Raw genomic sequence first — 15,071 nt, 5'->3', positions numbered from 1 at the left:
GTCGGTGGCGGGCTGATCACCGTACGTACTGCTCCAGCAGTGCCGGGGTGAGCCCTGCCCGGTGGATCGCCTTCAACGCCGCGAGCAGGTCGTCCATCAGCGCCGGTCGGAAGTGCATCAACAGCACGTCGCCGGGTTGGATCACCTTTTCCGGGGTCTGGTAGCGCACCTTCCCCTCGTGGACGGTCTCGGTCCAGTGGAAGACCACCTTCGCGCCGCAGTCGTGTGCGGCCTGCAACGTGGTGGCGTCGTGGTTGCCGAACGGCGGGCGGAACAGAGTCGGGCGCTTGCCGAACAGTGCCTCCAACCTGTCCGCCGCACCGCAGATCTCCTGCTTCTGGTAGGCGTACGACCGGCCAGCCAGCGAGGTGTGCGTGATCGTGTGGTTCTCGACGACCCCGCCCACCGCCTCGATCTGCCGGAAGTAGTCGGTGTGCTCCGCCGCCGCCGGTGAGTTCAGGAACATCGTGACCGGGATGCGCGCCGCCCAGATAAAGTCGATCACCGCAGGTGGGCGGGCCAGTCCTCCGTCGTCGATGGTGATGAAGGCGACCTTCTGGTCGGTCGGCAGGCGGTGCCAGAACGGGGACGCGCCGGTCGCTGGCAGCGGCACCGGCTGTGGCGGTGGCGCCTCGGGAAAGGCCGGCACCTGGGACACGTACCAGGCCACGCTTCCGGGCGCGGGCTTCGCCGTCGCGGACGGCGAGGCCGACGGGGTGAGGGCCGAGGCGGATGGGCTCGGCTGGCCCGCGGTGATCTGCCGGGCGTGGAACGTGTGGCCGGGGCCGGCTGCGCAGGCACTCAGCGCCAGCAGGGCCAGAAACGGGACGACGAAACGGATCCGACGAGCAGGGGCGGCTGACACGCACGGCAATCTACCGAGTTGAGGTCAGGAGCCGATCAGCTCGGTGTGGTGGTCGCGTCCTCCCGACGGCGGACGACGAAGGTGTCCGGCATCCGGAAGGTGAGATTGTCCGGACACCAGGGTGGGCGGATCACCCGCACACCGTCCAGCAGCGGCGTGGCCTCGGCCACCACCACGGCTGCCTCCATCCGGGCCAGCACGTCGCCGACGCAGCGGTGCGCGCCCGCCCCGAACGCCAGGTGCCGACGCGATCCGCGCTGGCCGGGGCGGAACTCGTCCGGCGATTCGACGACTGCCGGGTCCCGGCCGGCGCGGGCCAGCCAGAGTACGAGGGTCGTGCCGGCCGGCACCGCGGTCCCGCCCAGCGTGCTGTCCGCCGCCGCCACCCGGCGCCAGGTGACGATCGGGGGTTCCAGCCGCAGCCCCTCCTCCACCACGTCGGCCACCGCGACCTCGCCGGTGCGGAGCCCGGCCCGCACTGCGGGTTCGCCGGCCAGCCGGTGCAGCAGCAGGGTGAGGAACTGCGAGGTCGTCTCCTGTCCGGCGACGAGCAGGAAGAAGAGCGCGCCGACCACCACGTCCGGCGCGTGCCCGGCCGCACGCAGTTCGGCGGCCAGCCCGCCGCCGGTGGCCGCGAAGTCGCGCAGCACACCGTGGAACCTGCCCACCTCGGTGGCGAGTGCCGCCTGCCGGTCGGCGTCCAGTGGCGCCCAGAACAGCTCCAGCGCGGCCCGGGCGAACTCCTTGACCGCGCCGACCGGCGCGTCCGGCAGCTCGACCAGTCGGGCCAGCACGAGCAATGGCAGGTCGGCGGCGAGTTCCGCGTAGAGGTCGACCGGTTCGCCGGCGTCGAGCGTGGCGCTCAGCCGGGTGACCCGGTCCCGGACCAGCGCAGTGAGCCAGGGGCGCTGCGCGGCGACCCGGGCGGGGTGCAGCGCGCCGGCGACGATCGACCGGATGGCCGGATGGCTGGCACCGGAGTTGTTGGCGAGGGTGGGCGGCAGCCGGAACCGATGCCCGGCGAGCACCCGCAGCGCCGTCACCGGCATCGGGGTGACCGCGTCCAGCGCGTTGTCCGGCCGATAGGTGAGCGGGTCGGCGAGGACGTGGCGGACCAGCGCGTGTCGGGTGACCACCAGATGGCGTACGCCGACGTGGTCGGCCACCGTGGCCACGTCCGGCCAGGGTGCCTCGACCGCGGATCCCCAGCTCCGGAACAGCACGCCGACACGCTAGCCGGCGGCTCCCGGCAGCCCGGCCCGCAACTGCCAGACGGTGGTGCGCTTCACCCGGACGCTCTCCAGGGCCTCCGGCACCGGCACGTCATAGTGGGCCAGCTCGTCGAAGCGGTCCCGGGGCAGGAACGCCCGGCCGGGGTCCCCGACCAGCACCAGGGCGCCGGCGCGGGTGGCGCGGAGCAGGAACCGCAGCATCCGGCGGGCCATCGCCTCGCTGTAGAAGGCGTCCCCGGCGAGCACCACCTCGGCGTCCCCGGCGTCGCCGTCGAGGATGTCGCCGAACTCGGCGTCGACGCGTACTCCGTTGGCCTCGGCGTTGAGGGCGACGGCCGCGACCGCCAACTCGTCCACCTCGACGGCCCGCACCGACGCCGCGCCGGCGCGGGCGGCGGCGATGGCCACCAGACCGGAGCCGGAGGCGAGGTCGAGCACCCGGCGGCCGGCGACCCGCTCCGGGTGGTCGGTCACGTAGCGGGCGAGCGCCTGACCGCCGGCCCAGGCGAAGGCCCAGAACGGCGGCGGCCGGTCGCTGCTGAACTCACCCTCGGTCAGCTCCCAGAGCCCGATCGGCTCGTCCGCCTGGTGCAGCCGCACCTCCGGAACGAAGGCGACCGGTGCGAGCCGGGCGTTGAGCCGGACGAAGGTGGTGGAGAGTTCGGACACCCGGGGATTGTCCCAGCGACCAGGCGCCCGGCGTGTCGCGGGGGAGCAGTGACCGGTTCACCACCGTCGGTGAAAACCCGCCCCGTGCTTGCCGTCCGGTGCGAACACACCCGTCTGGTCGGGTCGACGCCGCGCTCCTAGCGTTTCGGGGTGGGGACGACCGAACGGAGGACGGCGGTGGTGACGGTGTGGCGGTACGCGCTGAGGCTCGGGGTGGTGCTGGCCTGTCTGAGCGGCGTGGAGCTGGTGCTCGCGGCTCCGGCGCGGGCGGCGTTCACCACCGAGCTGAGTGGTCTGCCGGCCCGGTTCACCGCCGGCGACCAGGTGCGCACGGTCTCCGCGGTGGTCTCCCGGACGGACCGGCGCGGTGGATGCGTGAAGGTGCGCTGGTCGATGGTGCTCAGCGTGCAGGGCATCCGACTGGACCAGGTGAAGATGGACCGGGTGGAGGAGACCGGCGCGTTTCCGCTGGAGATCCGGACCGAGGGCGACGTGGCCCGGCTGACCGACCGGCAGCTCGACCCCGGCACGCTCTGCCCGGGCCGCACGGTCACCGCCCGCTACCGGGTGGCCTTCGCCGAGGACGTCACCGACGGACGGGTCACTCTCGCCGCGGAGGCGTACGACGCGAACCTGCGCCTGCTGGCCCGGCAGACGGCCACCCGCTCGGTGGTGGGGGCGGGCGGCACCCCGAGCGCGGCGGCGGAGCCGACCGCGACACCGGTGGAGCCGAGCGACCCGGCGAGCGAGCCGGCCGGGGCGGAGAGCGGTCCGGCGGACGAGCCGGTCGGCGACCAACCGATCGACGCCGCGCCGCCGGCTGCCGGCGCCGGCCGTCCGGTCGCACAGTCCGGCGGTTTCGGCCTGGTGCAGGCCGCGTTCCTGCTCGGCGGGTTGCTGCTCTCGCTGGGGATGGGGTTGCTGCTGCGGCTGCGCCACCTGACGCGGACGGCGACCACCGAGGCGGACGACCCACCGGTGGACCGGCGCTGGGAGCGACCCCCGGCCGATCGCTGGCGGCCGGCCCGCCGCTGATCGGGGGGTGGCCGTCGGGGCCGGCGGAGGTCCGCCGGCCCCGACGGTGTCACTTCGAGAACGCCTGGAACTCGGCGATCCTGACCTGGTCCCGGGCCGGGCTGGCGGTCGCGCAGTCCGTCGTCGTGGCCGGGTCGTCGTCCTGCTCACCGGCGTAGTGCGGGCCGCCGGTGCACTGGCTGGCCAGCACCTCCAGTCGCAGGTGGGTGGCGAGCGTGGTGGGCACCGCGAACGTCCGGAGGTTGATGTCCCGGGTGTACGCCCGGTACGCCCCGCCGGGGAACGCGTCGCCCGCGCTGGTGTAGATCCGCTGCCAGCGCGCCGGATCCGCGCAGTCGGTGGTCTTCGCGTTGCAGGCGGACACCGCGAACGACCGCAGCGCGCTGAGCGCGTTCTGACTGCCGGTGTCGGCGTCGCCGACGATCGCCGGTCGCAGCATCGCGCTGACGTTCACCCGCTTGACCACCTGCGGGGCGTCCCCGGGCAGTGCCACGGTGAGCTCCCGGCCGGCCACCCCGTCCCGCGAGGCCCAGTTCGTCGCCTCGGTGTCGTCGGCGATCCGGTCCAGGTTGACCCCGTCACCGGTGATCGTGGCGCCGGACGCCGTGGACGCGAGGTTGCGGCTCATCCGCAGGTCCACGTACCCGTCGTGACCGGCCTTCGCGACCACGCTGAGCCGCTGGTGCCCGAAGCCGGGTGCCACGGCGAGCAGGTTGTACGTGCCGGCCACCAGCTCCACGGTGTCCGGCAGCGGCGTCGCCGGGTCGGTGTCCGCCACCGGCATCGCCCGCGCCTCGTACTCCCCGACGTACACCCGGATCGGCGCGTCGGCGCTGTCCCCGCGCGGCCGCAGGGTGAGCGTCGCGTTGCCGCCGCTCGGCGAGGCGAAGCTCGGCGTGGGATCGGTGTCGGCGGCGCCGTTGGTGACGGCGTCGCGGCCCATCCCGGAGCGGGCGAACTCGGCCCAGATCAGGTCCTGGTTGGCGCCGCCGAAGCGGAGCAGGTCGGCGGTGAGCATGTTGTCCCGCATGTCGAGCATGCTGACCTGGCTGGCCGCCTGGAGCAGGAACGAGTCGAAGACGAGCTGGGACCAGCGCCGGTTGCCCGGGCACTTGTCGGCGGCGACCTTGCCCTGCGCGCACTCCAGCTGCCGCTGCGGGGTGCCGAGGCCGTACCGCTTCACCAGCGCGGACCGGACCCGGAAGTTGGTGGCGCCCCAGATCTCCCCGTCGGCGTGCACGGCGGGCCCACCGGTGTTGTAGCCGATGTCGGAGTAGTTGAGCGGGCTGCGGCTGAGGTCGTAGTTGCGGATGCCACTGACCAGGTTGCCGGTGACGTAGCCGCCGGTGACGAAGGGCGTCTCGCCGGGGGCCCGCAGCCCGTTCTGGTAGAGGTACTCGGCGGCGAGCAGGTCGCTCCACGACTCACCCATCGACCCGCCCTGGTGGCCGCCGATCCCGCTGTCCGGGCCGGCGATCATCCGGTTGCTGATCGCGTGGGTGTACTCGTGGCCGATCACCGTCATGTCGTAGTCGCCGTCGACACACGGCGGGTACGGCCCGCCGGCCTGCGGCTGCCACAGGTACATGTTGGTGGTCGGCGGCAGCCCGTCGCGTGGGGTGCCCTGGTTGGCGTTGTTCCGGTTGCCGGTCAGCGCGCCCTGCTGCGCGCGGCCCTGCTCGGCGTCGCCGCCAAGGCCGCCCGGCTTCAGGTTGACCGCTTGGAGGTTCCACGCCGACTCGGTGAAGCCCAGCTGGTACGCCCAGTCGTGCATCCGGTTGTGCATGGCGAACAGGTTGGAGATCGCCGCGTCCGCGTCGTTGCGCTGGGCCGAGGTGAACACCTCCGGGTTGCACCGGGCCTGGTGCCACTGGTCGGTGAACGGGTACTCGTAGCGGCGTTCCGGGCTGGGGGTGGCCGGGACGACCGGCGTGCCGGCACCCCAGGAGAGCACCGTGTTGGCCGAGTTGCCGCGCGAGGTGAAGGTGGGTGTGCCGGTGGCCGCGTCGACATCCCATGGCTGGCCGGTGGCCGGGTCGCGGAAGGCGGCCTGGCAGCCCGGCGCGGGGTCGCCGCACCAGCGCACCCGGGGGTCCTGCCCAGGGCCGAGGTTGCGTGGCGGGGTGGCCGGGAAGACCGCCCAGCTCGGGTTGTCGGAGTCGAAGTCGACAAGGTCCTCGCGAACCAGCACCTGCCCGGTGATGCCGTCCACGTAGCTGGTGAACGCGGCCGGGTGGTCGGTGTCCGCGCCGATCAGGGTCACCTCGTACCCGGCCCGGGGTCCGTCCAACGGGGTCGGTACGGCCACCGCGCGCACGGTGTGGCTGGCCACCGCGGTGGCGTCCAGCTTGGCGTCGGCGAGCGCGGCGGCGTACGCCTGCTCGGCGGTGCGGGTGGCCGGCGCGGGTGCGCCGGTGGTGCGGGCCAGCGAGGAGCTGACCGAGAGCACCGTGCCGCCGGTGACCGCGACGGTGACCAGGCCGTCCGGCCCGGCCGGCAGGTCGCCGAAGCGCTGCCGCAGGGTGACCACGGCTCCGCTGCCGATCGGCCGGACCAGCACCCGTTCCAGGTCGGCCACCGCGGCGGCGTCCATCCCGAACAGGTCCTGGTTGGCGGCCAGGTAGGCGCGGGCGGCGGCTTCCGGGTCGGTGGGCAGCCCGGTGGCGAGCGGGGCGCGGCCGGGGCCGAGCGCCTGCGGAGTGCCCAGCCGGTTCCATCGCACGTCCGGGTCGGCGGCGCGGGCCAGCCCGCGTTGGCGGGCGTCCGGTGCCGCCGTACCGCGGCGGTTGTCGACGTCGGCGTGCTGGTGCCCTTCGGCGAACGGCCCGGACGAGCGCTCGGCGGACGGCGCGCCGCCCGTGGGGGCTGCGGTGCTCACGCCGGTGGGGAGCAGCGCGGCGACCGTCGCCGTCGACGCCAGGACGGCGATGAGCCGGCGTCGGCGCCGGCTCATCGGGGGTGACCACTCCGGTTGTGGCACGGGACCTCCTCGTGGGAGCGGATGGCCGGCGGCCGCCGGCCGACGCTGCGCGGTAAGCATGCGCATCTGTGGATATCAGCCGGTCGAGGTGGCGGCAAGGTCCGGGCGCGGTGACGCGCCGACAGATCGAGATAAATCAACGTGGAGCGCCCACGGGCGCGGCGCGCTCAGCCGCCCGGCGCCCAGTCGGGGTCGCGGCCGAAGGCGGCAAGGAGGTGGTCCTGCTCGTCGTCGGTGGACACCCGCGCCCCGGTCCGGACCAGGTCGTCGCGCCGGTAGTCGTCGACCCGGCCGGCGAACCACCGGGCGCACACCGGCACCACATCCGGGTCCAGTCGCGGCTCGGCGCCGATCGCCACCGCCACGTCCCAGCCGTGCACCAGGTGCTCGGCGAGGAGCTGCTGGAGGTACTCGTCGGCCGGGGTGTCGCCGGCGGAGAGGCGCACGGTGCGGTCGAGCGCGCCGGGATGGGTGGCGGCGATCTCGGCCTGCGCGGCCGCCTCCCGCGCCATCATGGCCGGGTCGGCGCCGAGCTGGTCGCCGTCGAACCGGCCGCCGACCTCGTCGACGGTCCGGCCGGCGAGCAGCGGCACGCTCCACCGGCCTTCGCTGACCACGTGGTTGACCAGCGCGCGAACGTCCCAGTCCGGGCAGGGTGTCGGGTCGGACCACTGGCCGGGCCCGACCTGGTCCACCCGGTCGATGAACTCGGCCAGGCTCCGGCGGTACGCCTCCAGCAGATCCATGCTGCCGATTGTTCCGGGCGGGCGTGGTGGGCCGAGCGGTTTTGCCCGGCCACGGCAGGGTGATCCGCCGATCCATCGGGCCGGCGGGTGGCCGCCAGCGGATCAGTCCAGGTCGGTCAGGTCCAGGCCGAGCTCCCGGGCGGTGACCAGGCGGACCCACTCGCCGAACTGCCGACGGGAGATCACCCGGTCGTGCACGGCGAGCTGCACGGCCAGGCCGTCCATCACCGCGCTGATCCGCCAGGCGGCCCCGTCCGGGTCGGCGCACTGGAAGGTGCCGTCGGCGACCCCGGCGGAGATCACCGCGGCCAGGTCCTGCCGCCAGCGCAGGTCGAGCCGGCGGGAGACCTTCTCCAGCTCGGGGGTGCGCAGCGACTCCGACCAGCCGTCGATCCACATGGACCAGGAGGTGGCCCGCCCGGCCGGTGTGTAGAGCTTGAGGATCCGGCGGAGCTTGGTCAGCGGCGGGGCCGAGGATCGGGTCACCGCGTCCAGCCGGGCCAGATCCTGCTCGACCGCGTACGCGAACGCCTGCGCGAGCAACCGTTCCTTGGTGGCGAAGTGGTAGAAAACCAGGGCCTGACTGACGCCGGCGGCCTGCGCCACGTCCGCCGTCCGGGTGTTGGCCAGACCGCGCTCAACGATCACGTCACAGGCGGTGCGCAGCAGGGCATCCAGGCGGATCTCGGCCGCACGTCTCGTCACGACCGTTACCGTAGCCCATCGGACCGAACACGAACAGTTACCGCTACCGTCCGATCCGCGATGCGACAGTCGGAAGCCGGACACTTCCCGATGCTGCCTTCCCTCGTTCTTCTAGGGGCGTTCGTCGAGGTCCGCCGGCACCGACCGGCGCACGGGGACGCCTGTCGGCCGCCGCCCCACCGACCGCGGACCGGCATCCCCCGGCGACCCGGGACGGTGACGGCCAGTGAGGCCCAGGTCAGCCCCCTAGGAAGCTGGCCCGAGGTGATCGGCTCGACGTCGGCGATGCCGCGTTGTCCCCGGGTGGCAGATGCCCCGACATCGGGGATGCGGAGTCGATCACCCCGCACCGTGCGGGCACGGTGGGGAGGGACGCGCCGACGCGGACCCCGAGTTGGCAGTCGTTCACCGGCTCGGCTAAAGTTCTCATCCGTCACCCGGGAACGCCGGGGGCGTGCGGACGTAGCGCAGCTGGTAGCGCATCACCTTGCCAAGGTGAGGGTCGCGGGTTCGAATCCCGTCGTCCGCTCGGAGCTGCCGCCACGTACGACGGGGGCAACCTCGGTGGGGTGGCCGAGAGGCGAGGCAACGGCCTGCAAAGCCGTGTACGCGGGTTCAAATCCCGTCCCCACCTCAGCAACAAGGCACGGGCGATTGGCGCAGTGGGAGCGCGCTTCCTTGACACGGAAGAGGTCACTGGTTCAAACCCAGTATCGCCCACCAGTTCGATGAGCAGGTCAGACAGCTCGCTACCGGGTCCCGGTAGCGAGCTTTTCTGCATCCGGGGGCCCGCTGAGCATGGGCCACCCCCGGCTCGGCTCAGAAGGTCAGCAGCCGGAACGTGCCCACGGTGCGGAAGCCGAGGCGGCGGTAGACCGGCTCGCCGACGGGAATCGAGGTGAGTGCTGCCGTGCGGACGCCCCGCTCGGCAGCCAGGTCGAGCGCCGCCCTGGTCATCGCCGCGCCGACGCCCTGCCGATCCGGCCGTCGTCGAGGTGGCCGGCCAGCCTGATCACCGTGCCGTCGCCGGTGAACGCCTTCTCCCGGTCGATCGTCACCGCCACGCCTTCCGCCGGGATTCCGGACACCCGGGCATAGGCCCGGACGAACGCGTCCACGTCGGTGGTCTCGGCGATGTGCAACCCGGCCGGCGTCGGCGCGTCGGCCGCGGCCTCGATCACCACGGTCATGATCGGCAGGAGGGCGACCTCGACGGCGCCGAGGAACACCAGGCCGTCGGCCGTGTCAGCGTCGCTGTCCGGGCCGACCCACCAGACCCGAGGTACGCCGTCGAGGCGGTGCCGGGCCTCGGTGAGCGCGGCCTGCGGCGTGCGTCCGGCCACGCGCAGCACGCCGTTGAGGGACGTGTGTGGCACATCGCTGCGGTAGGTCGGTAGGTCGGGACCCCCCGGGTGCGCCGATGTTCCAACCGAGCAGGTACGCGCGGTGCGCGGCCAGCACCGCGTCGAGGGACTCCACGTTCCGGATCTTAACGCGCGGTCGGAACGCCCTTCACCAGCGACAACGCTCCTACCCCGCCGCGGAGAGCAGCGCCTCGGCGAGGTCGGTGCGGGCGCTGAGCACTGTCCGGCCCCGCCGGTGGGTCACCACCAGGCCGGCCGCGCGTAACGCGGTGAGGTGTTGGGAGACCCCGCCGGGTGACATCCCGCTACGCCGGGCCAGCTCGGTGGTGCTCACCGGCCCGGTCAGTTCGGTGAGCAGCCGGGCCCGCCCGCGACCGAGGACGGCGGCCAGCGCGTCCGGGACGCCGCTCGGGCGCTCCCAGAGCGTGCCGAGCCCACGGGCGGGATAGGCGAGCTGCGGCGCGTCCCCGGCGGACACGCTCGCCACCGACGGCCAGACGAAGACCGACGGCACCAGCACCAGGCCCGGGCCGTCCGCGACGTCCGGCGCCAGGCAGTGCCGCTGCGCGACGAGCAGGGTGTCGTCCTCCCACCGGACCTGCCGGTGCAGGTCGTTGAGGAGAACCGCCGCGCCGTCCTCGGCGAGCAGGCGGGCGCGGGCGGTGACGTCGGCGTCGAGCAGCAGCCGTAGCCGTGGCCAGTGCGGGGCCAGGGCGATCCGCCAGTACGCCTCGATCTCCCCGGTCAGCCGGCGCAGCCCGGCCGGCGGGTCGGCGTACAGGGCGGCGAGCGCCGGCGTGCGGTCGCCCGGGTACAGGTCCAGGTGCGCACGCACGGTGTCGGCCGGGGTGTCGCGCAGGGCGGCCAGTTCGGCGGCCAGGTCCGGGATGAGGCCGGCGGGCGGCGGGGTGAGGAAGTCGGCCAGGTAGCCGGGCCGGGCCGGCACCAGCTGCCAGAGCAGCCCGCCGTCCGGGCCGACCAACCCGGCTTCGACCAGCGGCGGACGGACCCGGCGTACCCAGGGCAGGTGGACGGCGTGGTCCGCGGGGTTGCGCAGCACCCGGACGCTCGCGACGACCTCCCACAGGCAGGAGACGGCGAACCGGATGCGGGCGACCGCACCCGCCGACATGCTGATGGCGACCACGGCACCCCCGGTGGATTCAGCTGGGACTGAAACATTACCGCCGGGGTCGGGGCCGGCCGAGACTTGCCGGGTGAGTGAACACCACCACACCCGAGCTGAACTGTTCCGATCCCTGCACACACCCGGGTCGCCGCTGGTCCTGGTCAACGCCTGGGACGCCGCGAGCGCCCGCATCGTGGCGGCCGCCGGCGCCCGCGCGGTGGCCACCACCAGCGCCGGCGTCGCCTGGAGCCTGGGTGCGCCCGACGGCGACGTCCTCGGACGCGACGCGGCCGTCGACCTGGTCGGCCGGGTCGCCGCCGCGGTGTCGCTGCCGGTCACCGCGGACATCGAGTCCGGGTACGGGGTGACGTCGGCGGAGGTCGGCGTGACCACCCGCGCCGTGCTCGGCGCCGGTGCCGTCGGCGTGAACGTCGAGGACGCCCGACGTGAGGCAGGGCCGCCGTTGCGCGACCTGCCCGACCAGTGCGCCCGGATCTGCGCGGTGCGGGGCGCGGCCGACGCGGCGGGGCTGTCGCTCTACGTCAACGCCCGGATCGACACGTTCCTCTGCGGCGCCGGGGACGTCGACGAGACCGTGGCCCGGGCCGCCGCCTATCTCGCCGCCGGCGCGGACGGCATCTTCGTGCCCGGGGTGGTGGACCTGGTGACCATCCGCGCGCTGGTGCAGGCGGTGCCCGCGCCGCTGAACGTGCTCGCCGGGCCGGGTGCGCCGGCAGTGGGGGACCTGGCCCGGCTGGGCGTGGCCCGGGTGAGCCTCGGCTCGTCGGTCGCGGAGGCCGCGTACGCGGTCGCCCGCCGGGCAGCGGACGAGGCCCTTGGCGCGGGCACGTATGGCGCGCTGGCGGACACCCTCGACTACGGAACGCTCAACGCGCTGATGCGGTGACCGGCGAGGGCCGCGCGGCGGTGCCGCCTGCGGCGCGCCGGGGTCACGGGTGCGACGGGCCGGCCACCTCGATCGAGGCGGCCGGCCCGGGATCGCGTGTTCCGCCGGCGGCGGACAGGGGGTGTCACAGCGGCGGGGCGATGTCCCGCCGCTCCTCGACCTGGCGGTACTCCACCGGCTGCTCGCTGGTGGTGACCACCTCGCGGCGACGACCCCAGATCAGCGTGGTCATGATCAGGCCGAGCACACCGGCCGCCATCAGGATCCAGCCGACCACGTCGAGGTTGATACCGCCGACGCTCGCGTCCAGCGCGAAGGTGAGAATCGCGCCGAGCGCGATCAGGAAGATGCTGGTGCCGATACCCACGACAGCCTCCTTAGGGGATGTGGTGCGCTGTCGAGTCCTTCAGTACCCCGGTGCCGACCAGCGCAACCGCCACCCACCCAGGGTGGCGCTCCGGGCGATCTTGCGGTCGGGTAGAGTTCACCTGTCGCCGGCGCACACCGGGGACGTGCGGACGTAGCGCAGCTGGTAGCGCATCACCTTGCCAAGGTGAGGGTCGCGGGTTCGAATCCCGTCGTCCGCTCGCGATCCGCCCCACGGGCCTGGCTACCGGTTCGGGCGGTCACCACGGGCGATTGGCGCAGTGGGAGCGCGCTTCCCTGACACGGAAGAGGTCACTGGTTCAAACCCAGTATCGCCCACCAACGAAGAACGGCTCGTCACCGGAATACCGGTGACGAGCCGTTCCGCGCCGGGCCACGTCGACTCGCTGCGTCAACGTCACTGACCGTGCTGTCGGTACCGTGCCCGTCCGGCCACTGCCCCGTAGGGCCCTGGCCGGACGGGTGCGGTCGTCACTTCAACGCGCTGTTGTGTCTGCGGTGGCGGGTGAACAGCACCAGGAACGCGCCGAGAATTGTCAGCATCGCGCCGAAGGTGAGCGGTGTGCCCAGGGAGTCACCGGTGACGGGCAGGATCTGCCCGACGTAGCGGAACGTCAGTCCGTTCGACACCCCGCCCGGGGTGCTCACCGTGACGATGGTGTCGCCTGAGCGGCAGGCGGGCGTGCGGAAGCTCAACGAGCGCCCGTCGGCGGCCACCGTCACCTCATTCGCCGGTATGGTCCGCCCGCAGATGCTGACCGTCGTCTGGCCGGGCACGAACCCTGAGCCGATGACGGTCACGGTGGTGCCACCGTTCGTGGGCCCCTGGCCCGGGCTGAGGGTGTCCACGATCGGTGGGGCGGCCTGATAGGTGAAGGTGGGTGCGGTGACGTCGCCGGCGGGGAAGACCAGTTCGACGGTGGCTGGTCCGGCGGCGTTCGGCGGGGTGACGACGGTGATGGTGGTGCCGGCCGGGTTGACGGTGAAGTCGGTGCCGGGCACGCCGTCGAAGGTGACCTGGGTGGCTCCGGTGAAGCCGGTGCCGGTGATCGTCACGGTGGTGCCGCCCGAGGTCGGTCCGGACGTGGGTGTCAGGTTGGTGATCACCGCGTCGCTGCCGTCGGCGAGGTACGTGTACTGCAAGGGTGCCGCCGTACCGCCGGGGGTGCTCACCACCACCGAGGCGGGTCCGACCGCGCCGGGTGGGGTCACGGCGGTCAGTGACGTGCCGTTCGGGGCGACGACCACATCGGTGGCCGGTGTCCCGTCGAAGGTGACCGTCGTGCCACCGGGAACGAAGCCGCTACCGGTGATCGTCACCGTCTGCCCACCGGACTGCGGGCCCTCATCGGGCGTGATCGCCGCCGATGCCGGCGGGGCGGCCTGGTAGGTGAAGGCGTCGGGTGCGGTGGCGTTGGCGCCGGGGATGAGGACGGTGACGTCGACGGCGCCGGGGGCGCCCGGTGGTGTGACGACGGTGAGGGACGTTCCGGTCTGGTCCACCACGACGTTGGCGCCGGGGGTGTCACCGAAGTTCACGCCGGTGGCGGCGCCGAGGCCGGTGCCGGTGATGGTGACCGTGGTGCCGCCGGTGCTGGGGCCCTGGTTCGGTACGACCGACTCGATGGTCGGTGCGACGTAGGTGAAGGTGGGTGCGGTGACCTCGCCGGCGGGGAAGACCAGTTCGACGGTGGCTGGTCCGGCGGCGTTCGGCGGGGTGACGACGGTGATGGTGGTGCCGGCCGGGTTGACGGTGAAGTCGGTGCCGGGCACGCCGTCGAAGGTGACCTGGGTGGCTCCGGTGAGGCCGGTGCCGGTGATCGTCACGGTGGTGCCGCCCGAGGTCGGTCCGGACGTGGGTGTCAGGTTGGTGATCACCGCGTCGCTGCCGTCGGCGAGGTACGTGTACTGCAAGGGTGCCGCCGTACCGCCGGGGGTGCTCACCACCACCGAGGCGGGTCCGACCGCGCCGGGTGGGGTCACGGCGGTCAGTGACGTGCCGTTCGGGGCGACGACCACGTCGGTGGCCGGTGTCCCGTCGAAGGTGACGGTGGTGCCACCGGGAACGAAGCCCGTGCCGGTGATCGTCACCGTCTGTCCACCCGACTGCGGACCCTCATCCGGCACGATCGTCGCCGCCGTGGGCGGGGCGGGAATGGGCGGTCGCTCACAGGTGGCCTCCGCGACGATCACGGTGCCGACCGGAATGGTCACCGGCGCTCCGAGGACGGTGCCGGCGAGGGTGAGGGTGGCGCGTACGGCGACCGCCGTGGCACCCAGTGCGGTGGTGACCTCGGTACGGGTCAACGAGGCGGTGAGGGTGGCACCGGCCAGGCCCGCCACCGTCACGGCGGTGCTCGCGATCACGGTGGGGCCGTTGGCCGCCAGGGTGACCGCGGAGCCGAGCAGTTCCAGGTCGACCAGCGTCGTGTCGGCGGTCTGCGGGCCGACGAGCGGACACGACACACTCGCCGAGACCTCGGTGGCGTCCAGGACGTCGATACCGAGCACATCGAGGTTGAGCCCGTTCACCCGCGACAGCGCGGACGAGACGCCCGGCGCCCGGGTGGCCGTGACCTCCTCGACGGTGCCGCTCGCGCTGACCCCCACCGCACCCGGCACGGAGATCGCCAGCGACGTCGAGGTGTCGGTGCCACCGCCCGGCGGAGCGGTCGCCGTGCCGATGACGGCCCCTGCGCTGATCACCGCGACGTCGAGGACCTCGGCGGACAGGTCGACGACGACGCCTCTCGCGCTGGCGCTTCCCGGTTGCGCCTGCGCCGGCGCACTGAAGCCCACGCTGGCCAGCGCACCGAGCAATGTCGCCGTCGACACCGCCCCGAATCTCTGTAGGACAGAAGGCACCGCTTCCCCCGTTCGTTTGAGTTGACCCGGGCACAGTTGGTCTGAGGCTGCCCGTCACCGACTGAACGACAACGAACGCACAGGGTTACGGCACGGCTACGCTGTGTGTCCGCCTGGTCTCTCCACGGAGACCGGTCGAGCGCCCGTTCTGCTGTGGGGAGATCCGCTACCGGTGAACACAGGTGCC

General features: G+C 73.2%; 13 protein-coding genes and 5 tRNA genes. 7 read left to right on the top strand and 11 right to left on the bottom strand.

The genetic code is table 11. The annotated features are described in order from the left end of the window. Positions 1-16: 16 nt before the first annotated feature. From KBX63_RS21860 to KBX63_RS21850, 3 genes are read right to left on the bottom strand one after another with little or no spacing between them, the layout of a single operon-like run. Positions 17-865 (bottom strand): polysaccharide deacetylase family protein, encoded by an 849-nt coding sequence (locus tag KBX63_RS21860; protein WP_307871792.1) that lies wholly within the window; start codon positions 863-865, stop codon positions 17-19. A gap of 35 nt (positions 866-900) precedes the next feature. Further along, positions 901-2,088: a cytochrome P450 gene (locus KBX63_RS21855; protein WP_210913464.1), complete on the bottom strand. Its 1,188-nt coding sequence runs from the start codon at positions 2,086-2,088 to the stop codon at positions 901-903. A gap of 9 nt (positions 2,089-2,097) precedes the next feature. Next, positions 2,098-2,766 carry a methyltransferase gene (locus tag KBX63_RS21850; protein WP_210913462.1) on the bottom strand — a complete coding sequence of 223 codons (669 nt, stop codon included), beginning with the start codon at positions 2,764-2,766 and terminating at the stop codon, positions 2,098-2,100. A gap of 150 nt (positions 2,767-2,916) precedes the next feature. Here KBX63_RS21850 and KBX63_RS21845 point away from each other — a divergent pair, with 150 nt between their 5' ends. Then, on the top strand, positions 2,917-3,801 hold the full coding sequence (locus KBX63_RS21845) for a hypothetical protein (protein ID WP_307871791.1): 885 nt from the start codon (positions 2,917-2,919) through the stop codon (positions 3,799-3,801). 49 nt (positions 3,802-3,850) lie between these two features. Here KBX63_RS21845 and KBX63_RS21840 read toward each other — a convergent pair whose 3' ends face one another. The 3 genes from KBX63_RS21840 to KBX63_RS21830 form a co-directional block, all read right to left on the bottom strand. Further along, on the bottom strand, positions 3,851-6,781 hold the full coding sequence (locus KBX63_RS21840) for a M36 family metallopeptidase (protein WP_210913461.1): 2,931 nt from the start codon (positions 6,779-6,781) through the stop codon (positions 3,851-3,853). A gap of 167 nt (positions 6,782-6,948) precedes the next feature. Then, entirely contained in the window at positions 6,949-7,527 is a 579-nt protein-coding gene (locus KBX63_RS21835; RefSeq protein WP_210913459.1) for a TIGR03086 family metal-binding protein, read from the bottom strand. A gap of 102 nt (positions 7,528-7,629) precedes the next feature. Then, positions 7,630-8,232, bottom strand: a complete 603-nt coding sequence (locus tag KBX63_RS21830) for a TetR/AcrR family transcriptional regulator (protein ID WP_210913457.1) — start codon at positions 8,230-8,232, stop codon at positions 7,630-7,632. Positions 8,233-8,688: 456 nt separating this feature from the next. On the opposite strand from KBX63_RS21830, the gene KBX63_RS21825 reads away from it, so the two are divergent. From KBX63_RS21825 to KBX63_RS21815, 3 genes are all read left to right on the top strand, one after another. Beyond that, positions 8,689-8,761 (top strand) — tRNA-Gly (locus KBX63_RS21825). Between the two features lie 34 nt (positions 8,762-8,795). Next, positions 8,796-8,866, top strand: a tRNA-Cys gene (locus KBX63_RS21820). Positions 8,867-8,880: 14 nt separating this feature from the next. Then, positions 8,881-8,955: transfer RNA gene (locus KBX63_RS21815), tRNA-Val, on the top strand. A gap of 96 nt (positions 8,956-9,051) precedes the next feature. Here KBX63_RS21815 and KBX63_RS21810 read toward each other — a convergent pair. The 3 genes from KBX63_RS21810 to KBX63_RS21800 all read right to left on the bottom strand — a co-directional run bounded on the left by KBX63_RS21810 (position 9,052) and on the right by KBX63_RS21800 (position 10,743). After that, positions 9,052-9,189, bottom strand: coding sequence for a hypothetical protein (locus tag KBX63_RS21810; RefSeq protein ID WP_210913455.1), 138 nt, complete (start codon positions 9,187-9,189; stop codon positions 9,052-9,054). Next, entirely contained in the window at positions 9,186-9,608 is a 423-nt protein-coding gene (locus KBX63_RS21805) for a hypothetical protein (protein ID WP_210913453.1), read from the bottom strand. The genes KBX63_RS21810 and KBX63_RS21805 overlap by 4 nt, the downstream gene beginning before the upstream one ends. Before the next feature lie 154 nt (positions 9,609-9,762). Continuing rightward, positions 9,763-10,743, bottom strand: coding sequence for a helix-turn-helix domain-containing protein (locus tag KBX63_RS21800; protein ID WP_210913450.1), 981 nt, complete (start codon positions 10,741-10,743; stop codon positions 9,763-9,765). A 70-nt stretch (positions 10,744-10,813) separates the two neighbouring features. Between KBX63_RS21800 and KBX63_RS21795 the strand changes: the two genes are divergently transcribed. Continuing rightward, positions 10,814-11,632 (top strand): isocitrate lyase/phosphoenolpyruvate mutase family protein, encoded by an 819-nt coding sequence (locus KBX63_RS21795; protein WP_307871790.1) that lies wholly within the window; start codon positions 10,814-10,816, stop codon positions 11,630-11,632. A gap of 124 nt (positions 11,633-11,756) precedes the next feature. On the opposite strand, the gene KBX63_RS21790 is transcribed toward KBX63_RS21795, so the two are convergent. Further along, positions 11,757-11,999 carry a DUF6458 family protein gene (locus tag KBX63_RS21790; protein WP_210913448.1) on the bottom strand — a complete coding sequence of 81 codons (243 nt, stop codon included), beginning with the start codon at positions 11,997-11,999 and terminating at the stop codon, positions 11,757-11,759. Positions 12,000-12,146: 147 nt separating this feature from the next. On the opposite strand from KBX63_RS21790, the gene KBX63_RS21785 reads away from it, so the two are divergent. Together KBX63_RS21785 and KBX63_RS21780 are read left to right on the top strand one after the other, a co-directional pair. After that, positions 12,147-12,219: transfer RNA gene (locus tag KBX63_RS21785), tRNA-Gly, on the top strand. A gap of 46 nt (positions 12,220-12,265) precedes the next feature. Continuing rightward, a tRNA-Val gene (locus KBX63_RS21780) sits at positions 12,266-12,340 on the top strand. 150 nt (positions 12,341-12,490) lie between these two features. Here the strand turns inward: KBX63_RS21780 and KBX63_RS21775 are convergent. Then, positions 12,491-14,854: an IPT/TIG domain-containing protein gene (locus KBX63_RS21775; RefSeq protein ID WP_210913446.1), complete on the bottom strand. Its 2,364-nt coding sequence runs from the start codon at positions 14,852-14,854 to the stop codon at positions 12,491-12,493. Positions 14,855-15,071: the final 217 nt, after the last annotated feature.

Source organism: Micromonospora sp. U21, assembly GCF_018070045.1.
GTDB lineage: Bacteria > Actinomycetota > Actinomycetes > Mycobacteriales > Micromonosporaceae > Micromonospora.
Note: the sequence above shows the minus strand (reverse complement) of the source record. Positions and strands in the feature narration are given on the sequence as shown.

Bases quoted from the DNA above. Each gene is read 5' to 3' on its own strand.
- KBX63_RS21835 (WP_210913459.1), bottom strand. From the start codon at position 7,527: ATGGATCTGCTGGAGGCGTACCGCCGGAGCCTGGCCGAGTTCATCGAC.
- KBX63_RS21810 (WP_210913455.1), bottom strand. From the start codon at position 9,189: ATGACCAGGGCGGCGCTCGACCTGGCTGCCGAGCGGGGCGTCCGCACG.